We start from the raw sequence: 21,040 nt of genomic DNA on the forward strand, positions 1-21,040 counted from the left end.
TAAAAAAAGAAATTTAAAATGAAACATTTATTTAAAATAGTAGCACTTACCCTTCTTGCTCTTTGGGTTGTTTCCTGTGAAAAAGATGATAATGTAATGCTGGATGTAACTTCAAATCCCAGTTTGTCTTCAGATGCAACAACTCTTGTGCTGACAAAAGATACGGAAGCTAATAAGGCGGTCAAGTTCAGTTGGGAAAATCCGACATTTAATACCCAGGTAGTCGTAAAAGATGCTCTGGAGATTGCAACTGCAGGAAGTAATTTCAAGAACGCATCAAGTGTAAATGTCACTACCTTAGACAAAGCCGTCACTTATACCGTAGGAGCATTTAATAAAATAATTCTTGATGCCGGGTTCTTACCAGGTAAAGCCAATGAAATTGAAATAAGAATGAAATCTTCTGTGGGAAGTATTGTTTTATATTCCAATACAGTGAAAATGACTGTTACTCCTTATCTTACCGAGTTTCCTTCTTTCTATCTTGTAGGAGATGCATCTGCTGTGGGTTGGAGTGCGGGAAGTGCACAGATGTTATACAAACAGGAAAATATTTCTACAATCTATACCTATCTTGAAAGCGGAAAATCATTCAGGTTTTTAGGACAGCAGGATTGGGGCCCGAATAATTATAGCTTAGACACTCCGGATACGCAGGCCTCCAACAGATACTTTAAAACATGGTCTTCGAATTTAATAGCTTCACCCGCTGAAAATATTCAGTTTACCGGAACTTCTGGAATGTATAAGATTACGATTGATGCAGACCTTGCCAAAAAGACAATAGAGGCAGCTCCTTCTTCAATTAATATCTGGAATCCGGCAAACTTATACCTTGTAGGTTCTGTGAATGGCTGGAATGCCGGAACAGCTATTCCAATGACGAGTCTGGGGAATGGTAAATTTGAGCACACAATTGCACTTTCTGGTGAAACTCAATTGAAGTTTTTAGGTCAGCAGGCCTGGGCAGAGCTTGAATGGGGAGATATCAAAGCAGATAGCAATACAGGATATCTGGCCCCTAAAGGTAGCAATGGAAATATTAAATTGACAGGTACAGGAGCAAATTATAAAATCACTGTAGATTTAAAATTAGGTGTTTACACCATTAAACCGTTATAATAGATTTAATCTGATATAAAAGCAAAGTGCTGCTTTACCGCAGCACTTTATTTATTTTTTAAGTTAATAAATAGTCATTATGAAGAAAATTACTGTTGGAGCGCTTTTGCTCTCAATGATGTTTGTAGGGGTGAAAGCCCAATCCTTAAAGTCTCCCGATGGAAAGTTTGAAATGAATTTCCAGCTGAAAGAAGGAGTACCTTACTATAACCTGAAATACAACGGGGCAGTAGTGGTTGAAGATTCTAAATTAGGATTGAGATTATTTAAAGACACAGCCATAAAATTTGCTTCCGAAATTGCCAAACCGGAAGATGCAAAATACGACCTGAACAACGGTTTTGCAAAAGTAGATGAAAAAAGAGACTCTAAAAATGAGACCTGGCAGCCGGTTCTTGGAGAAAAGAAAAATTATATCAACAACTATAACGAATTGGCACTTACGCTGAATCAGGCTTCCACAGACAGAAGCATTGTAGTGAAATTCAGATTGTTCAATGACGGTCTTGGATTCAGATATGAATTCCCGCAACAAAAGAACCTTAATTATTTCGTAATCAGAGAAGAAGATTCTGAAATTGATTTCCCAACCGATATGAAGGCCTGGTGGATGGTAGCGGATTACGATTCTCAGGAATATCAGTATCAGGAAACCAAAGTTTCTGAAATACCTGCAAAATGGACTCAGGCTGCGGACGCCAATGCATCCCAGAAACTGATCAAAAATGCAGTGCAGTCCCCGCTGATGCTGAAAAAAGAAGGAAAAACCCCTTTATACATCAACGTAGCTGAAGCTGCAGTACTGGATTACCCGGCTTCACACCTTGAGGTAGATGCACAGAATTTTAAATTCAAAACACACCTTACTGCAGACAGACAGGGAGCAAAAGGATACATCCAAACCCCTTCGGTAACCCCTTGGAGAACGATCATAGTAGCGCCGAAAGCCGAAGAAGTGATGGATTCCAAAATGATCTTCAACCTGAACGAACCTACAAAATATACCGATACCTCTTACATTCACCCTACAAAATACATGGGTGTCTGGTGGGAAATGATCATCGGAAAATCTCAGTGGGCTTATTCTACAGCAGAGAATGTTCATTTGGATAAGACAGATTTTACAAAACTGACTCCAAACGGAAAACACGCTGCGAATAATACAAAAGTGAAAGAATATATCGATTTTGCTGCAGAAAACGGATTCCAGGGACTTTTGATTGAAGGTTGGAATATCGGTTGGGAAGACTGGTTCGGTCATTCCAAAGAATTTGTTTTCGACTTCATTACCCCTTATCCTGATTTTGATATCAAAATGCTGAATGACTATGCCCATTCAAAAGGAATCAAGCTGATCATGCACCATGAAACTTCAGGGTCTGCAACGAATTATGAAAGATGGGCAGACAAAGCTTTCCAGACGATGAATAAATACGGATATGATGCCGTGAAAACAGGATACGTAGGAGATATTATTCCAAGAGGAGAACACCATTATTCCCAATGGACGATTAACCATTACTATAGAATTGCTGAAAAAGCCAATGAATATAAGATCATGGTCAATTCTCACGAATCTGTACGTCCTACAGGAGAAAGCCGTACCTACCCGAACTATATCTCTGCAGAAGCAGCCCGTGGAACGGAATACGAAGCATTCGGAGGAAATAAGCCTGATCACCAGACCGTTCTTCCGTTCACAAGATGGATGGGAGGTTCCATGGATTACACTCCGGGAATTTTCCAGACCAAATTAGACTATTACTTCCCTGGAGATAAACGTTTTGTAAAAACTACTTTGGTAAAGCAGCTTGCATTATATGTAACGATGTATATGCCGTTACAGATGGCAGCGGATCTTCCTGAAAACTATAAAAAGCACATGGATGCTTTCCAGTTTATCAAAGATGTGGCAGCAGATTGGGATGATACCAGGATCTTATCTGCAGAGCCGGGAGATTATGTCATTACTGCCAGAAAAGCAAAAGGTACAGAAAACTGGTTCGTAGGGGGGATTACCGATGAGAACAAACGTGAATACACTGTAGATTTCTCATTCCTGGATAAAGGAAAGAAATATGAAGCAACAATCTATGAAGATGGAAAAGATGCTGATTATATCGACAACCCTCAAAGCTATAATATCTACAAGAAAGAGATTACCGGCAAATCAAAAATTAATTTTAAAATGGCAAGAAGCGGCGGTTTCGCAATTTCTATCAAGCCTGTAAAATAATTTGAAGATACACTAAGGTGCCCCGGTTCATTGATTATTCAGTGTCCCGGGGCTACTTTTTTATTCCATTTCATAAGGAGCAGGTGTTAAGAGATTTCTTTTATTTTCTTACTTATCCAATGCTTCCGTATACTCATATTCTGCTTCAGAAACAAGTTCTTCTTTTTCTGCTGAAGTCTTATTTTTTATTTTCTCGAGATATTCCTTTTGAAACTGCTTCACCGTTTTGCCTGTACCATCATGTCTCCATCCCGGAGAATAGAAAAGGTACTTGAGCCGGGTTTTAAAAGAAATGCCGGGCTGCCTCAGATCTTTCCCTATCCTTCGCCATTCATAGAAAAGGGTGGTTGCAGGATCTTTAGACTCCATTTTAGGATAAATACCATACTTCACGGGAACTTCAGGGTCTTCTTTTTCAAAAGTCCCGAAGATTTTGTCCCAGATGATCAGGCCCATTCCCATATTGCGGTCAAGATATTTGATATTGCAGGCATGATGTACCCTGTGATGTGAAGGAGTAACCAGAATGTATTCTAAAAATCCCATACTTTTAATCGATTGGGTATGCACAAAAGTCCCGTAGATCTGTATGGAAGAATAGGCTACCAGAATATGCCACGGATGAAACCCCATGAAAGCTAATGGAGAAAAAAACAGATATCTGTATAAGGGCTGAAATACAGGACTTCTGAATCCCGTACTGATATTGAAATAATCAGAATTGTGATGCGTAATGTGTACCGCCCAGAATACCCTGGAGTGATGATCCACATAATGATGAACGTAATAAGCAAAATCCTGGGCAAGAAATACCGCAATCCAGTACCATATCCCTTCCTGCCAGTCAAAAATGCGATGTTGGTAAAAGAACATCATAACAAATAAAGAGAAACCTTTCATGATAATGTCTAACCCGTAGTTGAGCAGGGCGAAAAGAACATTGGTTGCCACATCTTTCGTCTCATAGATTTTTTCTTTATTAAAGTGGCTGTAAGCCATTTCTATGAAAATAATAGCAGCAAATACAGGGATGGTCCATGTGTAAACAACATCCGGTCCCTCAGTTTTGAATATATTGCTGAAATTCAACATTTTTTCTGTAAAACTAAAAATAAAAGAAATAGAAAGTGTGTTTTCAGTGTGAATTTTCCGTAAAAACTAAAAAATAATTGAAAATAATTATGATTGAATAGGGGTGAACAGGAACATTGCTGCTTACGATTATATAATAGATAACACCGCTCTTAAAAAGGGGAAGATTTTTTATTAAAATTCCGTTTCACAGTAGTTTATATGTAAAAATTTAATGCTAAATTGAACTCTATTATGAAGAAAATATGTTTAGCATTAGCCCTTTCCGTAGCTTCTGCCGCTTTTTCCCAGCAAAACCTGGAAAGAGTAGAGCCGGCCTTCTGGTGGAAAGGGATGAAAAACCCTGAGCTTCAGATTCTTGTTTACGGGAAAGGGATTGCCAATAATGAGATCAGCCTTTCAGACGGAATATCCATCAAAGGCATTCAGAAAGTAGAAAATCCCAACTATGTTTTTATAACGGTCAATACCAGTGAAATCAAGGTCCCGAAGTTTACAATCAATATTAAGAAGAACGGTAAGGATCTCGCCAATTATACCTATGAACTGAAAGAACGGAATCCGGGATCTGCCGGCCGCGAATCATATACCTCAAAAGATGTGATGTACCTGATCATGCCCGATCGTTTTGCCAATGGCGACGAAAAGAATGATTCAAGCCCGGCTTTAACGGAAAAAGCTGATCGTAAATTACCTAACGGAAGACACGGCGGAGATCTTCAGGGGATTATCAATAACCTCGACTATATTCAGAAACTGGGCGCAACTGCCGTATGGCTGACTCCGGTGAATGAAGATAACGAAAAAGTCTATTCCTATCATGGCTATGCCCAGACCGATCTGTACAAAATAGATGCCCGCTACGGAACCAACGAAGACTATAAGACCCTTTCACAGCAACTGAATAAGAGGAATATGAAACTGGTGATGGATTATGTCACCAACCACTGGGGGGTATCACACTGGATGATCAAAGATCTGCCTTCCAAAGACTGGATTCATTGGTTCAGCGATGGCGAAAACGGTTTCAAAAGATCCAATTATAAAATAACTTCTCAATTCGATACCAACGCTTCTGAAATCGATAGAAAATATGCGCTGGACGGATGGTTTGATACCACAATGCCGGACATCAACCAGAAAAATCCGCTGGTACTGAAATACCTGACCCAAAACGCAATCTGGTGGATTGAATATGCCGAATTGGGAGGTTTCCGTGTGGATACTTATCCTTACAATGACAAAGAAGCAATGGCAAAATGGGCCAAAGCAATTACCGACGAATATCCGAAATTTAATATTGTAGGCGAAACCTGGTTGTCTACAGCCGGCCATATTTCAGCCTGGCAGAAAGACTCCAAAACTGGGGAAGCCGCAGGATACAATTCGAATCTGCCTTCCGTAATGGATTTTGTACTGTTTAGCGAAATGCCTAAAGCTCTTCAGGAAGAAGAAAGCTGGGATAAAGGAATGATAAAGCTTTATGATGCTTTTACAAGCGATTTCCTTTACCCGGACACCCGGAATTTGCTGGTGTTCTTTGAAAATCATGATACCGAAAGATGGAACGAGATCTTTAATGCAGACCCCGCTGCTTACAAAATGGGGCTGACACTGATCTCCACTGTGCGCGGAATTCCACAGATCTACTACGGGTCAGAAATAGGAATGCGGGGCAATAAGAAAAAAGGAGGAGATGCTGATATCCGAAGGGATTTTCCGGGCGGCTGGAAATCTGATAAACAGAGTGCCTTCAATCTTTCATCACAAACTCCCGAACAGAAAGAATTCTTCAGTTTTACACAGAAATTACTGAATTGGAGAAAAGGGAAAGACGTAATCCACAACGGGAAAACTAAAAATTTCGTTCCTAAAGATGGGGTATTTACATATTTCAGATACAATGACAGGGAAAGTGTAATGGTGATCCTGAATAATAATAAAAAAGACCAGACGCTGGACCTGAAGTATTTTGAAGAAGCCTTAAAAGGTTTTTCCAAAGGGAAAGAAATTATTTCCGGAAAAGAATTAAACTTACAGAAAGGAATAACAATTCCTGCTAAAACTTCGTTGATCATTGAACTTGAAAAATAACTCTCTATGAAAAAATTAATAGCTGCTCATACATTGATCCTTTTTTTACTTGGGTTTACAATGGTTTCAGCACAAACCCGAACAACATTTGATAAAGAAAAGAAGGAAATCAGTGCCATGCTCGACGCCTTTAATGAGGCTGCTGCCAAAGCAGATTACAATACCTACTTCAGTTACTTTGCCGATGAATCTACCTTTATCGGAACAGATGCTACTGAAATCTGGGATAAAAAAGCATTTATGGTCTGGGCAAAACCACATTTCGATAAAAAGAAAACATGGAATTTTACCGCTCTGAAAAGAAATATTTACTTCAGTAAAGACGGGAAGCTTGCATGGTTTGACGAATTGTTGGATACCCAGATGAAGATCTGCAGAGGATCAGGAGTCGTAGAAAAAATCAACGGGCAGTGGAAAGTGAAGCAGTATGTGCTTTCCATGACGGTTCCTAATGACGTTGTAGACAAAGTGGTTGCTGAAAAAACAGCGCTGGAAGATGTGCTGATCGAGGAATTAAAAACAAAATAATCATACAACAGCAATGGCTAAAAAAATAAAACCGGAACTTTCACTTACTCAGATCATCAATATGAGTATGGGATTCTTAGGAATTCAGATGGCTTTTGGATTACAGAACGGAAATGCAAGCCGGATCCTTGCCAATTTAGGCGCAGATGTTCATGAATTATCATGGTTCTGGCTGGTTGCCCCTGTTACAGGGCTTATTGTACAGCCCATCATCGGGCATATGGGAGACAATACATGGAGCCCGTTGGGAAGAAGAAAACCCTACTTTTTAATTGGTGCTGTCCTGTGTGCCATAGGATTGGTATTGCTTCCTAATGCCGCCTCTGTAACGCAGATGTTTGCTGCCAGTGCACTTTTATTGGCCGTCATTTTCCTGGCAATGATGGATGCTTCCGTGAATATTGCCATGGAACCCTTCAGGGCTTTGGTAGGAGATATGCTTCCGAAACATCAGGGAACCATAGGATTTTCAGTACAGACGATCCTGATCGGAGTAGGAGCTGTATTGGGTTCTTACCTTCCGGACTGGCTCACGAAACTTGGAGTATCCAATGTTGCTCCCAAAGGCTTTGTGGCAGACAACGTGATTTATTCTTTCTATGCAGGAGCAGGATTACTTTTGGCAGCGATATTATACACCATCATTACCACCAGGGAATATTCACCGCAGGAGTTTGCAGATTTTGAAGAAGATAAAAAAGAAACTGCAGAGCCTTCTAAATTTTCAGATATATTTAAAGACTTTGCCACGATTCCTGCTCAGATGAAAAAGCTGGGAATTGTTCAGTTTTTCTCATGGTTTGCCCTGTTTACCATGTGGGTGTTTACTACCAGTGCCCTGGCAACCCATCATTTCGGGCTTTCCCCCGATGATACCCATTCAAAAGCATTCAATGATGCGGGTGACCTTACCGGTAAACTTTTCGGAATGTATAATCTGTGGGCCATCCCGTTTGCATTCCTGTTAACACCTATTGCCAAATGGATTGGCAAAAAACAGACCCACGCCCTGGCTTTACTGTGTGGAGGTTTAGGGTTGATCTCCATGTACTTTATTAAAGATGTCGGCAACCTTTGGATTTCCATGATAGGGTTAGGTTTTGCCTGGGCCAGCATCCTGGCAATGCCTTATGCGATGTTAATTGAAGTAATCCCGCAAAGAAAAATGGGAGTTTATATGGGGATATTCAATTTCTTCATCGTTATCCCGCAGATTATCAACGGAATTTTCGGTGGCCCTGTCGTAAGCAATGTTTTCGGAAAAATGGCGATCGATTATGTTGTCGTAGGAGGCGTTTGTATGCTGATAGGAGCCATTGTTACCATGGTATTCATCAAGTCGGAAGAAGAAACGCCAAAAGAAATTGAAGAAGAAATTAAACAGGTGCATTTTTAAAAAGAAAAATCAGACCGGATAGATCATGCGGTTTTATATAAAAAAATATTATCAATTCACTAGAGGCGGGCTTTAGCCCGCTTTCATATTATAGATACGGCAACGGCTTTAGCCAAAACTTATAATGGCCTTCTTCAGCCCCAATTTCCTTTCTTATCCTACATCAACATTTTTCAGCCGACATATCCCGTACATTTGTACCATAAAATAATCACAGAAATGAAAACAGTATATCATAAAGCAGATTCAAGAGGCCATGCAAATCATGGTTGGTTAAACTCTTATCACACATTCAGTTTTGCAAATTATCAGAACAGAGACAGAATGAACTTTGGAGTTTTGAGAGTATTGAACGATGACACCGTTTCTCAGGGAATGGGATTCGGAACACACCCGCACAGGGATATGGAAATTATCTCCATCCCTTTAGAAGGAGATCTGGAACATAAAGATTCAATGGGTACCACTGCGGTGATCAGAAAAGGAGAAATTCAGGTGATGAGTGCCGGAACCGGGGTAATGCACAGCGAATACAACAAGAATAAAGATGAAGAGGTAAAATTTTTACAGATCTGGGTCTTCCCGAGAGAATTGGATGTTGAGCCGAGATATGATCAGAAAAGCATCAAAGAAGGAGAGAAGATCAACGGATTCCAGCAGATTTTATCGCCGGATAAAAATGATGACGGCGTATGGATCCATCAGGATGCATGGTTCAACCTGGCCAATTTCAAAAAAGGAAACGGCAAAAACTATATGCTGAACAAAAAAGGGAACGGGGTTTATGCCTTTGTGTTAAAAGGAAGTGCCAAAGTAGGAGACCGTGTTCTGAACGAAAGAGACGGCTTGGGGATCTGGGATACCCAGAGCTTTAATATCGAAGCAGTGGAAGATGCCGAAATATTATTGATGGAAGTCCCAATGGAATTGCCTTCTTATCTTAAATAAAAAACTAAATTTGTATCCTTAAAATTAAAAGAGTGTGAAACTGCTGCCTAATACCAGGCAGCAATTTCATACCATAAAAAATAATACTATATATGAAAATTTTAGCAATAGCAGGAAGTAACTCGGAAGCTTCAATGAACAAACAGTTGGTGGCGTATGCTTCAACATTATTTGAAAATGCAGAAGTAGAAGTAATTGATTTAAATCCTTTCGAAATGCCAATCTACAAACATGAAAGAGAATTAGCAGGTGGTGTACCGCAGGAAGCCCATGATTTTGCCGCTAAGATTGACAGCGCAAACGTACTCTTGGTTTCTTTGGGAGAGCACAACGGAACCTATTCTACGGCATTCAAAAATGTATTCGACTGGGTATCCAGAATCAAAGACAGAACCGTATGGAACGAAGTACCCATGTTGCTGATGTCTACATCGCCGGGAGGCAGAGGCGGAGCAGGAGTTTTGGAAGCAGCATCCAAGCGTTTCCCTTTCCATGGTGGAAATGTGGTGGAAACTTTTTCACTTCCTTTCTTCAATGACAACTTTGATAAAGCCACTCAGACAATTTCTAATGAAGAGAAAAACAACGAGTTAAAAGAAAAAATCAAGAAGATTGCAGCCATCGAAACCATCCTTGAAAAATAGAATTTGAATATTCATTTAAAATTACTATTTTTGCAAAAAGAAAAGAGATGAAAATTCAGACCTCCTATAAACAATGTTTTTCTCATAAAGGGAAAATTGTGGGCTCTGAAATTCTGAGATAAAATAACGGCCGATAATCTGCAAAGATTGTCGGCTTTTTTGTTTTCCAAATCGAATATAAAAAGTAATTGAAATATTAAAAGATAAGAGAAGCCAGACATCAGGTATAAGACCATACATCATCTGAAATCTAATATCTAAAAATCTAAGCAGACATGAGCAACACTTACAAATCAGCAGGAGTAGACAAAGAAGAAGGATACAAAACGGTTGACAAGATCAAAAAAGCGGTTGGTGAAACCCACAATTCCAATGTATTGAACCATTTGGGAAGCTTTGGAGCTTTCTATGAGATCGGCGGATACAAAAATCCGGTTCTTGTTTCAGGAACAGATGGAGTAGGTACCAAGCTGAAAGTAGCTTTGGATACCAAAAAATATGACTCTATCGGGATCGACTGTTTTGCAATGTGTGCCAACGATATTCTTTGCCACGGCGCTAAACCTTTATTTTTCCTGGATTATCTGGCTTGCGGAAAACTTGATTCTGAAATCGCTGCTGAAATCGTTCTGGGAATGGTAAACGCATGTAAGGACAACAACTGTGCACTGATTGGTGGAGAAACTGCTGAAATGCCGGGGATGTACCAGCCGGGAGATTATGATGTTGCAGGATTCTGTGTAGGAATCGTGGAAAAAGACCAGATCATTGACGGATCTGCAATTAAAGCCGGTAACAGAATTATCGCATTGCCAAGCTCAGGATTTCATTCCAACGGATTCTCTTTAGTAAGAAAAGTATTCCCGAACTTCGAAGAAGAGTTTGAAGGGAAACCTCTATACGAAACACTTTTGGTACCTACCAGATTATATTATAAAGATATTCATAAAGTATTGGAAGAAGTAAAAGTAAGCGGAATTGCTCACATTACAGGAGGAGGTCTTTATGAAAACGTTCCGAGAATCATCCCTGAAGGACTTTGTGCTTCTATTGACGCTTCTGCTATCAGAATTCCAAGTGTAATGCTTGAACTGGAAAAAAGAGGAGCAATCGCACGTGAAGAAATGTTCGGTACATTCAACATGGGAGTAGGAATGGTGATTGTAGTAGATGCACAGCACGCTGAAAAAGTATTACACCTTTTAGATGATGCTTACGAAATCGGAGAAATTACGGAAGGAGCTGAAAAAATTGATTTGAAATTTTAAATGACATCAGATTTCAGATACCAGGCATCAGGCTGTAAGTCTGTACCCCCTCAATCTGACATCTAACATCTGAATAATGAAGAACATCGTTGTACTCGTATCCGGTTCAGGAACCAATCTGCAGAGAATCATTGATACTATTGAAGCTGGAGAAATCCGGAATGCAAAAGTAAGTCTGGTGGTTGCTGACAGAGAATGTTTCGGACTGGAGAGAGCGAAAAATCATCATATAGAAAACATACTCATTCCGAGAGGAAAGAACTTCAGCAGCGAATTGGCAAAAGTAATCCCGCAGGATACCGATCTGATTGTATTGGCAGGATTCCTGTCTATTCTGAAACCTGAGTTCTGTGAAAACTGGAATGGTAAAATCATCAATATTCATCCTGCACTGCTTCCGAAATTCGGAGGAAAAGGAATGTGGGGAATGAACGTTCACAATGCTGTTATTGAAGCTAAAGAAACAGAAAGTGGGGCGACTGTACATTTTGTAACATCTGGCATTGATGAGGGAGAAGCTATTCTTCAGAAATCTTTTGAAGTAACCGCTGATGATACTCCTGAAACACTTGCTCAGAAAGTTCACCAGATTGAATATGAGATATTTCCTTTAGCGATCAATAAGGTCCTGGGAAACTGAGAATAATTGTAAATCATATATGAATAAAACAGTTTTAATAGCATTATTAATGTCAATAACATTGTCTTCCTGTACTTCTAATGAGGATTCTCAAGAGGTAAATATAGGAGTTAATGTTCATGATTTAATGCCTGATAAACTATTGAAGTCAATTGTAGGATTTGACGAAGATGAGCCTAATCCACCACATGATTATTATCAATTGTTCACCTATGATAGCCAGGGGAAACTAATAAAAACCTACAAGGATTATGGGTATATATATCCAATATATACTAATCTGTCATATATGGGAAATATAGTTGTTGTAGAAAATAAAAGTAATGATGGCAGTTTAGTTGTTTCTAAAAATATTATATATACTTTAAATTCCAATGGAAAGGTTATTGAAAAATATATTCCTGTTTCGAATGGAGGTAATGTTTACGATGTAAGAAAATATTTTTACGAGTATAATTCTGATGGTAAATTGTCTAAAATTACATTGAAATATCCCAATATTACTCCTGGAACTCCAAATTATCCTTCGCTTGGCTTTTTAGAAAAAGTTGATATTTTTATATATGAAGGGGCAAATTTGAAGAAAATAGTAAGTCAGTATTTGCATAATTATAATGAAAATAATAGCATTAGAACAGAGATTACTTTTTTGGATTATGATAATGCTAAAAATCCTTTTAAAAGGTTAGGCTTGTTAGATACTTATTTTTATCGCAGTCTTTCAGAAAATAATTATCGTGAGATTAAAACTGAAGTATATGATGAAAATAATGTGAAATGGGGAGAAAATGGAGGCAAGTGGAAGTTTTCCTATGATCAAAATAATAATATGATATTAAAGTTTTAAAGATCAGCTTTAATAGTAAAAAAAATCTAAGTAAAATAAAAGTAAGTTCGGAGGTGAAAGACCCGGACACAGTTTGAAATAGCTGTAAAAAGTAAAAAATTGAAAGTAAAATGAGTAAAAAGAGAGTTTTAATCAGTGTTTCTGACAAAAGTGGATTAACAGAATTCGCACAGTTTTTGGAAGCTCAGAATTATGAGTTGATCTCCACAGGAGGAACGTTCAAACATTTGAAAGACGCTGGTTTAAATCCTATTCAGATTGATGAGGTAACCGATTTTCCTGAAATGCTGGACGGAAGAGTGAAAACATTACACCCGAAAGTTCACGGAGGACTTCTTGCTGTACGTGCCAATGAAGAGCACATGAAAACCGTTCAGGAGCACGGGATCGGATTGATCGACATGGTGATCGTAAACCTTTACCCTTTCTTTGAAAATGTAAACAAAGACATTTCCTTACATGAGAAAGTAGAGTTTATCGATATCGGTGGTCCTTCAATGCTTCGTTCTGCAGCAAAAAACTTTGATTCTGTGACGGTAATTACTGATGTGGAAGATTATACAACAGTAAAACTGGAAATGGAGCAAAACGGGGATACATACATTGAAACCCGTAAAAAGCTTGCAGGAAAAGTATTCAACCTTACTTCAGCTTATGATGCTGCTATTTCAAGAATGCTTTTAGACGAGGAATATCCTACGTATTTAAATGCTTCCTACAAAAAAGTTTCTGACCTGAGATATGGTGAAAACCCTCATCAGACAGCAGCGTACTACGTTTCTACTTTCGAGAACGGAGCAATGAAAGACTTCGAACAGCTTGGAGGTAAAGAGCTTTCTTTCAATAACCTTCGTGATATGGACCTTTGCTGGAAAGTAGTAAACGAGTTCAAAGAAGAGATGGCTTGTTGTGCCGTAAAACATTCTACACCTTGTGGAGTAGCGATCGGAACTACAGCATTGGAAACTTACCAGAAGACCTTCGAATGTGATCCGGTTTCCATCTTTGGCGGAATTGTTGCAATGAACTATAAAATCGATGCGGTAACAGCAGAAGAATTAAACAAAACATTCCTTGAGATCGTAATGGCTCCGGAATTCGATGAGGAAGCTCTTGAAATTTTAAGAAAAAAGAAAAACCTAAGAATCATCAGAATTGTAAATCCTGTTTCTGACAAACAGACCTGGGTGAAAGTAGACGGTGGAATCCTGGTTCAGGATAACGACCTTCATTTCTCTGATGATATCAAAGTAGTTACACAGGTACAGCCTACGGAAGAGCAGAAAAAAGCATTGCTTTTCTCTCAGAGAGTCGTAAAATATGTGAAGTCTAACGCTATTGTTGTTTCCAACGGAATCCAGGCATTCGGGATCGGTGGCGGACAGGTCAACAGAATCTGGGCTACCCAGCAGGCGATTGAAAGAGCAAAAGAGAAATTCTCCGGAGACTTGGTATTGGCTTCAGATGCATTTTTCCCTTTCCGTGATGTGGTAGATTTCTGCGCTCAGGAAGGCATCAAGGCAATTATTCAGCCGGGTGGAAGTGTAAAAGATCAGGATAGTATAGAAGCTGCAAATGAGCACGGTATCCCAATGATGTTTACAGGAGTAAGACACTTTTTCCACTAATTAAAATAGAATTAAAAAATAATAAGGGATTGTATTTTTAGCATTCAAAATTATATATTTGTAAATTAAGACTAGATAATAAATAAAGTATGAGAATATTAATCATAGGTGAAGGCGGTAGAGAATCTGCTTTAGCAGCTAAGCTTCAGAATGACCCGAGAATTTCTAAAATGTTTTTCGCCAACGGGAATGCTACTACCGATGTAATAGGGAAAAATGTTCATTTATCAGAAATCAAAGAACTTAGAGATTTCGCTATTAAAGAAAAAGTTGATCTTACGATCGTAGGTCCTGAAGCTCCGTTGGTAGCTGGTTTAAAGGATGAGTTTAAAAAACACGATCTTAAAGTTTTCGGCCCTACTCAGAAAGTGGCAAGCCTGGAAGGAAGTAAGGCTTTTTCTAAGAAATTTATGCAGACCTATGATATCAAAACAGCTAAAGCTGTAGTATTTGATTCATATAACGAAGCTAAAGAATACGTTCAGACACAGCAGTATCCTTTAGTGATCAAGGCCAGCGGTTTGGCAGGCGGTAAAGGAGTTGTTATCTGTGACACCCTTGAAGAAGCTGAAGCTACGATTCATGATTTTATGATCAGAAGAATCTATGGAGATGCCGGTATCCGTTTAGTTATCGAAGAATATTTACAAGGTTTTGAAGCTTCTATCATTGCTTTTTCTAATGGTGAAAAACTTTTCCCATGTGTAGCGGCAAAAGACTATAAAAAAGCCGGAAACGGTGATTCAGGACCGAATACAGGAGGTATGGGATCTGTGGCACCAAGCCCGGAATTCACTCAGGAACACTATGCAGACTTCGAGCAGAATATCCTTGAGCCTACCATCAAAGGTCTTAAAGCAGAAGGATTCAGCTTCAAGGGAATCATCTTCTTCGGACTGATGGTAACTAAGAACGGTGCCTACCTTCTTGAATACAACATGAGATTCGGAGATCCTGAAACTCAGGTGTTGATGGCGCTTATGGAAAACAATCTTTTAGACGTGATCCAGGACTGTATGGAAGGAAAAGATATTGAGCTTAAATTTAAAGACGAAAAAGCAGTTTGTCTGGTAATGTGCTCAGGAGGATATCCTAGAAACATCGAAACAGGGTTCGAAATTACAGGAGAAGATAAAGTAAAACACAGTAAACTATTATACGCAGGTGCTGTCAGAAAAGGAGACAAAGTGGTTTCCAACGGTGGTAGAGTTCTCAACATTGTAGCTACAGGTGCTACTTTCGAAGATGCCCGCAAAAAGGTTTACGAAGACGCAGGTCACGTACATTTCGATTACGGCTTCTACAGAGAAGACATCGGAAAGTTTTAATAAAAATCACGAAAAAAGATTTGGAGCCATTCCAAGTCTTTTTTTGTAAAACAGTTAAGTAAGCAGTAAGCTGTATGCTAAAGGCAGTAAGCTTATTGTATTATAAAACAGCTTACTGCCTAAAGCTTATTGCTTGAAGCCATTAAATTAATTATCATTTATCAATTATCAAAAATGAACAACGGTATTATTATTTTAGATTTCGGATCCCAGTACAACCAGCTTATCGGAAGAAGAATCCGTGAGATGGGGGTATATTCTGAAATCTTACCTTACAATACACCATTACAAGATATTTTAGCAAAACAGCCGAAAGGAATTATCCTTTCCGGCGGACCGAGCTCTGTGAACGCAGAAAATGCCCACTTGGTTGAAAAAGCCTTATATGAGCAGGGAGTTCCTGTTTTGGGAATCTGCTACGGAATGCAGATGACCGCTCACCTTTTAGGAGGAAAAGTAAACAAAGGGGAAAAAGGAGAGTACGGAAAAGCTAATCTTGAGATCGTTAAGGAAAGCTCTTTATTGAAAGGTGTTACCCAGAACTCTGTAGTTTGGATGAGCCACTTTGACGAAGTAGGAGAGCTGCCTGCAGGCTTTGAGTTGAATGCAAAATCCGGAGTGATTGCTTCTATCTCCAATGAAGATCAGAAAATCTACTGTGTTCAGTTCCACCCTGAAGTTTCTCATACGGAAGAAGGAGGAAAAATGCTTGAAAATTTCGTTTTCGGAATCTGTAATGCAGAGAAAAACTGGAAACTGACAAACTATATCGAAAAAACAGTTGAAGAAATCCGTGAGAAAGTAGGAGACAATAAAGTGATCCTTGGACTTTCCGGTGGTGTTGACTCTTCTGTAGCGGCTGTTCTGATCCATAAAGCAATCGGGGATCAGTTGACTTGTATCTTCGTAGATACGGGATTATTGAGAAAGGATGAAGGTAAAAAAGTAATGGACCAGTATGGAGAACATTTCCATATGAACATTAAAATGGTGGATGCTAAAGAAAGGTTCCTTTCAAAATTAGCAGGAGTAGATGATCCTGAAGCGAAGAGAAAGATCATCGGAAACGAGTTTATCCATGTTTTTGATGAAGAATCCCATAAAATTGAAGGCGCTAAATTCCTTGCACAGGGTACCATTTATCCTGATGTTATCGAAAGCCAGTCTGTTAACGGGCCATCTGCAGTGATCAAATCTCACCATAACGTTGGAGGACTTCCTGAAGATATGGAATTCGAATTACTGGAGCCGTTAAGAGAGCTTTTCAAGGACGAAGTAAGAAAAGTAGGAGAAGAATTGGGAATTCCTCACCATTTGGTATACAGACACCCGTTCCCTGGACCTGGACTGGGAATCAGAGTATTGGGAGCTGTAGACGCTGAAAAAGTAAGAATCCTTCAGGAAGCTGATGATATCTTCATCGAGGAACTGTACAAAAATGACCTTTATGAAAAAGTATCTCAGGCTTTCGTAGTGCTTCTTCCTGTAAAATCTGTAGGAGTAATGGGTGACGAAAGAACTTATGAGTACACAGCAGTAGTACGTTCTGCCAACACCATCGACTTTATGACGGCAACGTGGAGCAGACTTCCTTACGAGTTCCTAGATACTGTTTCCAGCAGAATCATCAACGAAGTAAGAGGAATCAACAGAGTAGCTTACGATATTTCAAGCAAACCACCTGCAACCATTGAGTGGGAATAATTTAGACTTGAATTTCATATATAAATCCTGCCCGTTTGGGTGGGATTTTTTTATATTCAATACCTGTTCAAATGTTCTTGTAAATGACGATTACTTTATTATTCAATAGGGAGATGATGTAGCTTTAAAAATGAGAGTTTATCCCAGTATCCTCTCTGAAATATGATTTTATCGTTTTTTACATGAAAAAAACCACATCCGCGAAGTCCGAGAGGGTCCTTCCATTCCATTATAGTCCACTCTCCATCTTCAAAAATATTTTCTACGTTGCAAACCATTTTAGCAGTTGCAAATTCATTTACAAACATTTCATAAATAGCGGCCTTACCTACTACCGGCTCATTTGAAACCTGATGGTTTACTGCGTCTTCTGCATATAGTTCCGCAATACCAGCTGCGTCAGCTGCATTAAAGTTATCAATCCATTCTTTCAGAACTTCTTTAGGGGTCATAGTCATTTGGGTTTTATTGTTCGGTATTTATCCAGAATTTCTTTTACATTATATATCTGGCTTCAAGAAGAACAAATTATTAATTTAATCATAAAGCTATTAAAAAAAATGTTGTTTAAGGCTTATAATGAGAGCCTTTATTCATTAATTATTGTATCGGAGTAAAAATATTAAAATAAATATAAGGCTTACTGACATCCATGTATATGGTTTCATATAGAAATGAAAAATGCAATGTGACGGAGTTTACAATCCCGTCTAAAAGGGAAGTTTATAAGTTGCAAAATTTTCCTTAAATTTAAGTAAAATTACATCAGATGCAAATAGAAACAAGACCCCTGAACGTTCAGGATTATGATGAACTGGCACAAACAATGAAAAGGGCTTATCCGCAAATGTCCGAATCAATATGGTCTAAGAAAAGTATTGAAAAACTCACGAGAATGTTTCCGGATGGCCAGATTTGTATTACAGTAGACGGAAAACTGGCTGCAGTGGCGCTGTCTATTATTGTGAATTATGACGAATTCGGGGATGATCATACCTATAGTGATATTACTGGAAATTATACCTTCAATACCCACACTTCAAAAGGAAATGTTTTATATGGAATAGAGGTTTTTGTAGATCCCGAATTCAGAGAACTGCGTCTGGGAAGAAGATTGTACGATGCCAGAAAAGAATTGTGCGAATTATTAAATTTAAAATCAATCATTCTGGGCGGAAGAATCCCGAACTATCATAAATACAGCCATGAGCTTTCTCCAAGAGAATATATTCGAAAGGTGAGGGATAAAGAAATTTATGATCCTGTACTGTCTTTTCAGCTTTCAAATAATTTCCTGCCGATCAGAGTACTGAAAAAATACCTTCCCGAAGATGAAGCTTCACAGGAGAATGCAGTTCTTTTGCAGTGGAATAATATCTATTACAGCAAAAACCCGAATACCATGCAGGACAGCATCATCCGCCTGGGATTGGTACAATGGCAGATGAGGCATTTTAAAGATATAGACGCTTTTTATGAGCAGGTGGAATTCTTTGTGAATGTAATGGGAGACTATAAATCAGACTTCGTGCTGTTCCCGGAACTCTTCAACACCCCTCTGCTGGCTCCCTTCAATAACCTTTCGGAAAGAGACAGTATGATAGAACTGGCAAAACTTACTGAAGATATCAAAGAAAGAATTTCAGAGCTGGCCATCAGTTACAACGTGAATATTATTTCCGGAAGTATGCCTGTTTTTGAAAACAATGAATTGTATAATGTGAGCTATCTCCTTCACCGTGACGGCCGTATGGATGAATACAGAAAAATTCATATCACCCCGAATGAAAAGAGATATTACGGAATGAAAGGCGGTAATGAAATCAAAGTATTTGATACCGACTGTGGTAAAATAGGCCTGGTCATCTGTTATGACGTAGAGTTCCCGGAGTTACCAAGAATCCTCGCTGATCAGGGGATGAAAATCCTGTTTGTTCCTTACCTGACAGATACCCAGAATGCTTATATGAGAGTTCGCCATTGCGCTGCTGCAAGAGCAATAGAAAACGAATGTTATGTGGCTATTGCCGGCTGCGTAGGGAACCTCCCGAAAGTGAACAATATGGATATCCAGTTCGGGCAGGCTGCGGTATTTACCCCTTCAGATTTTGCTTTCCCTTCCAATGCTGTAAAAGGAGAAGCCACTCCCAATACCGAAATGACCTTAATTGTAGACGTAGATCTGAATCTGCTGAAAGACCTTCATCATAACGGTTCCGTTCAGGTGATGAAAGACCGCCGGAAAGACCTTTATGATACTTACCTTAAATAAGATTTCTGATTTAATATGATTAAAGCCGGGAGCTGAAAGTTTTGAAAGCTATCAGCTTCCAGCTTTCCTAACCTGAGTCTGAAAAACAAAAAAGAGCAGATAAATTCTGCTCTTTAATAATAATATGGCGTTTTTCCTACATGTATTCCGGACAGATTACAGCAGGACAGTAATAGCCCGGGCATAAAGGTCTTCCATCCTTAGGGCAGCACTCGTAGGTGCAGCCACTGATGATAAGGCCGTTTCCTGAGACTTTTTTTAATTGCTCTCTTGAAAGTCTGTTGTTACGTACATTTTTCATGTTGAATATTTTTGATTAGTTTTAATAGTGTACTATAAAAACGATGTCTTATCAGGTTTATTGTGGTAAAAACAAAGAAAGAATATACTCTGTAAAATGCTTAATGGAACATAGTGCCCTGCCATCGGAAAAATAATATTCTCTGCTCCTTGTGGGCGTTGCGTTAAGGTTTATATAACAAAACAGAATACCCGGGAGCATTCTGTTTTTATTTACCTAAAATTTAATGATTATCTTATACATACTGTGGGCAAAGAACGTCAGGGCAGATAAGTCCCGGACATGAAGGTCTTCCGTCAGTAGGACAGCACTCGTATGAGCAGTTGCCACCGATGATAATACCATTCCCTGAAACCTTTTTTAACTGAGCTCTCGAAAGTTTGCTTTTGTGTAAATTTTTCATGCTGATTTTTTTGATTGGTTTAATAGTACTTAATTACAAACAGCATACACTGTACCCTGTTTTTACCTTAAATTTAATCCTATAAATACTGAGGGCAAACTACAGCTGGGCAGATCAGTCTTGGACATCTTGGTCTTCCGTCAGTTGGACAGCATTCATTTGAACAGCTGCCACCGATGATAATACCGCTTCCTGAAATTCCTTTTAATTGTTCTCTTGAAAGTTTGCTGTTACGTAAATTTTTCATGTTGTAAATACTTTTTGGTTTGTTTTAATGTTTTGTACATTGTAAATATAGAAAAATATACGATATGTTGTAGTGTTTTCTTATTATGATTGAATTTATTATTCTAAAATACTGATATCGTGTTGATATTTTTAATTTTTAATCTCTGTGCACTTTGCTTTGGCAATGACATCATCAATCCTATTGTTGCCTAGCTGCTTACTTTTCAATAAACTTTTACAGGCTTTTTCTTTCTGTCCTGATGATAATAATACTTCTCCCTGATAATTTTTGGATCTAATGCGAGAACTTTGTCCGAATATAATGAAAAATAGGAATGCTTTTTGGAGTAAATTGCACTTA

19 protein-coding genes are annotated in these 21,040 nt (G+C 38.8%); 14 read left to right on the forward strand and 5 right to left on the reverse strand.

The window, feature by feature from the left end:
• Nucleotides 1-18 precede the first annotated feature (18 nt).
• Entirely contained in the window at nt 19-1,122 is a 1,104-nt protein-coding gene (locus tag BBI00_RS02515; RefSeq protein WP_065397290.1) for a SusE domain-containing protein, read from the forward strand.
• A 79-nt stretch (nt 1,123-1,201) separates the two neighbouring features.
• On the forward strand, nt 1,202-3,358 hold the full coding sequence (locus BBI00_RS02520; protein WP_065397291.1) for a glycoside hydrolase family 97 protein: 2,157 nt from the start codon (nt 1,202-1,204) through the stop codon (nt 3,356-3,358).
• 108 nt (nt 3,359-3,466) lie between these two features.
• Here the strand turns inward: BBI00_RS02520 and BBI00_RS02525 are convergent, their stop codons facing one another.
• Complete coding sequence (locus BBI00_RS02525; protein WP_065397292.1) at nt 3,467-4,450, reverse strand: sterol desaturase family protein; 984 nt, start codon at nt 4,448-4,450, stop codon at nt 3,467-3,469.
• Nucleotides 4,451-4,684: 234 nt separating this feature from the next.
• On the opposite strand from BBI00_RS02525, the gene BBI00_RS02530 reads away from it, so the two are divergent.
• From BBI00_RS02530 to guaA, 11 genes are all read left to right on the forward strand, one after another.
• Nucleotides 4,685-6,544 carry a glycoside hydrolase family 13 protein gene (locus tag BBI00_RS02530; RefSeq protein ID WP_065397293.1) on the forward strand — a complete coding sequence of 620 codons (1,860 nt, stop codon included), beginning with the start codon at nt 4,685-4,687 and terminating at the stop codon, nt 6,542-6,544.
• 6 nt (nt 6,545-6,550) lie between these two features.
• Nucleotides 6,551-7,072 (forward strand): nuclear transport factor 2 family protein, encoded by a 522-nt coding sequence (locus BBI00_RS02535; protein WP_065397294.1) that lies wholly within the window; start codon nt 6,551-6,553, stop codon nt 7,070-7,072.
• 13 nt (nt 7,073-7,085) lie between these two features.
• The gene (locus BBI00_RS02540; RefSeq protein WP_065397295.1) at nt 7,086-8,468 is read left to right on the forward strand and encodes an MFS transporter; all 1,383 of its coding nucleotides are present in this window, start codon (nt 7,086-7,088) and stop codon (nt 8,466-8,468) included.
• 219 nt (nt 8,469-8,687) lie between these two features.
• Nucleotides 8,688-9,416: a pirin family protein gene (locus BBI00_RS02545; RefSeq protein WP_065397296.1), complete on the forward strand. Its 729-nt coding sequence runs from the start codon at nt 8,688-8,690 to the stop codon at nt 9,414-9,416.
• A 92-nt stretch (nt 9,417-9,508) separates the two neighbouring features.
• Nucleotides 9,509-10,060, forward strand: a complete 552-nt coding sequence (locus BBI00_RS02550) for an NADPH-dependent FMN reductase (RefSeq protein WP_065397297.1) — start codon at nt 9,509-9,511, stop codon at nt 10,058-10,060.
• A 275-nt stretch (nt 10,061-10,335) separates the two neighbouring features.
• Nucleotides 10,336-11,328: a phosphoribosylformylglycinamidine cyclo-ligase gene (gene purM / locus BBI00_RS02555; RefSeq protein WP_065397298.1), complete on the forward strand. Its 993-nt coding sequence runs from the start codon at nt 10,336-10,338 to the stop codon at nt 11,326-11,328.
• Nucleotides 11,329-11,404: 76 nt separating this feature from the next.
• On the forward strand, nt 11,405-11,968 hold the full coding sequence (purN, locus tag BBI00_RS02560) for a phosphoribosylglycinamide formyltransferase (RefSeq protein WP_065397299.1): 564 nt from the start codon (nt 11,405-11,407) through the stop codon (nt 11,966-11,968).
• 19 nt (nt 11,969-11,987) lie between these two features.
• Nucleotides 11,988-12,815, forward strand: a complete 828-nt coding sequence (locus BBI00_RS02565) for a hypothetical protein (protein WP_065397300.1) — start codon at nt 11,988-11,990, stop codon at nt 12,813-12,815.
• A gap of 110 nt (nt 12,816-12,925) precedes the next feature.
• Complete coding sequence (gene purH, locus BBI00_RS02570; RefSeq protein WP_065397301.1) at nt 12,926-14,443, forward strand: bifunctional phosphoribosylaminoimidazolecarboxamide formyltransferase/IMP cyclohydrolase; 1,518 nt, start codon at nt 12,926-12,928, stop codon at nt 14,441-14,443.
• An 89-nt stretch (nt 14,444-14,532) separates the two neighbouring features.
• Nucleotides 14,533-15,771 carry a phosphoribosylamine--glycine ligase gene (gene purD, locus BBI00_RS02575; RefSeq protein WP_065397302.1) on the forward strand — a complete coding sequence of 413 codons (1,239 nt, stop codon included), beginning with the start codon at nt 14,533-14,535 and terminating at the stop codon, nt 15,769-15,771.
• Nucleotides 15,772-15,945: 174 nt separating this feature from the next.
• The gene (gene guaA / locus BBI00_RS02580; protein ID WP_065399587.1) at nt 15,946-17,475 is read left to right on the forward strand and encodes a glutamine-hydrolyzing GMP synthase; all 1,530 of its coding nucleotides are present in this window, start codon (nt 15,946-15,948) and stop codon (nt 17,473-17,475) included.
• A gap of 98 nt (nt 17,476-17,573) precedes the next feature.
• Here the strand turns inward: guaA and BBI00_RS02585 are convergent, their stop codons facing one another.
• The gene (locus tag BBI00_RS02585; protein WP_065399588.1) at nt 17,574-17,927 is read right to left on the reverse strand and encodes a nuclear transport factor 2 family protein; all 354 of its coding nucleotides are present in this window, start codon (nt 17,925-17,927) and stop codon (nt 17,574-17,576) included.
• A gap of 317 nt (nt 17,928-18,244) precedes the next feature.
• On the opposite strand from BBI00_RS02585, the gene BBI00_RS02590 reads away from it, so the two are divergent.
• The gene (locus BBI00_RS02590; RefSeq protein WP_065397303.1) at nt 18,245-19,747 is read left to right on the forward strand and encodes a carbon-nitrogen hydrolase family protein; all 1,503 of its coding nucleotides are present in this window, start codon (nt 18,245-18,247) and stop codon (nt 19,745-19,747) included.
• A 136-nt stretch (nt 19,748-19,883) separates the two neighbouring features.
• On the opposite strand, the gene BBI00_RS23205 is transcribed toward BBI00_RS02590, so the two are convergent.
• The 3 genes from BBI00_RS23205 to BBI00_RS23215 form a co-directional block, all read right to left on the reverse strand.
• Nucleotides 19,884-20,048 (reverse strand): hypothetical protein, encoded by a 165-nt coding sequence (locus BBI00_RS23205; protein ID WP_165602487.1) that lies wholly within the window; start codon nt 20,046-20,048, stop codon nt 19,884-19,886.
• Nucleotides 20,049-20,283: 235 nt separating this feature from the next.
• Nucleotides 20,284-20,451 (reverse strand): hypothetical protein, encoded by a 168-nt coding sequence (locus BBI00_RS23210; RefSeq protein WP_165602488.1) that lies wholly within the window; start codon nt 20,449-20,451, stop codon nt 20,284-20,286.
• A gap of 79 nt (nt 20,452-20,530) precedes the next feature.
• Complete coding sequence (locus tag BBI00_RS23215) at nt 20,531-20,698, reverse strand: hypothetical protein (protein WP_165602489.1); 168 nt, start codon at nt 20,696-20,698, stop codon at nt 20,531-20,533.
• Nucleotides 20,699-21,040 lie beyond the last annotated feature (342 nt).

Origin of the sequence: Chryseobacterium arthrosphaerae (genome assembly GCF_001684965.1) — a bacterium.
Lineage (GTDB): Bacteria > Bacteroidota > Bacteroidia > Flavobacteriales > Weeksellaceae > Chryseobacterium > Chryseobacterium arthrosphaerae.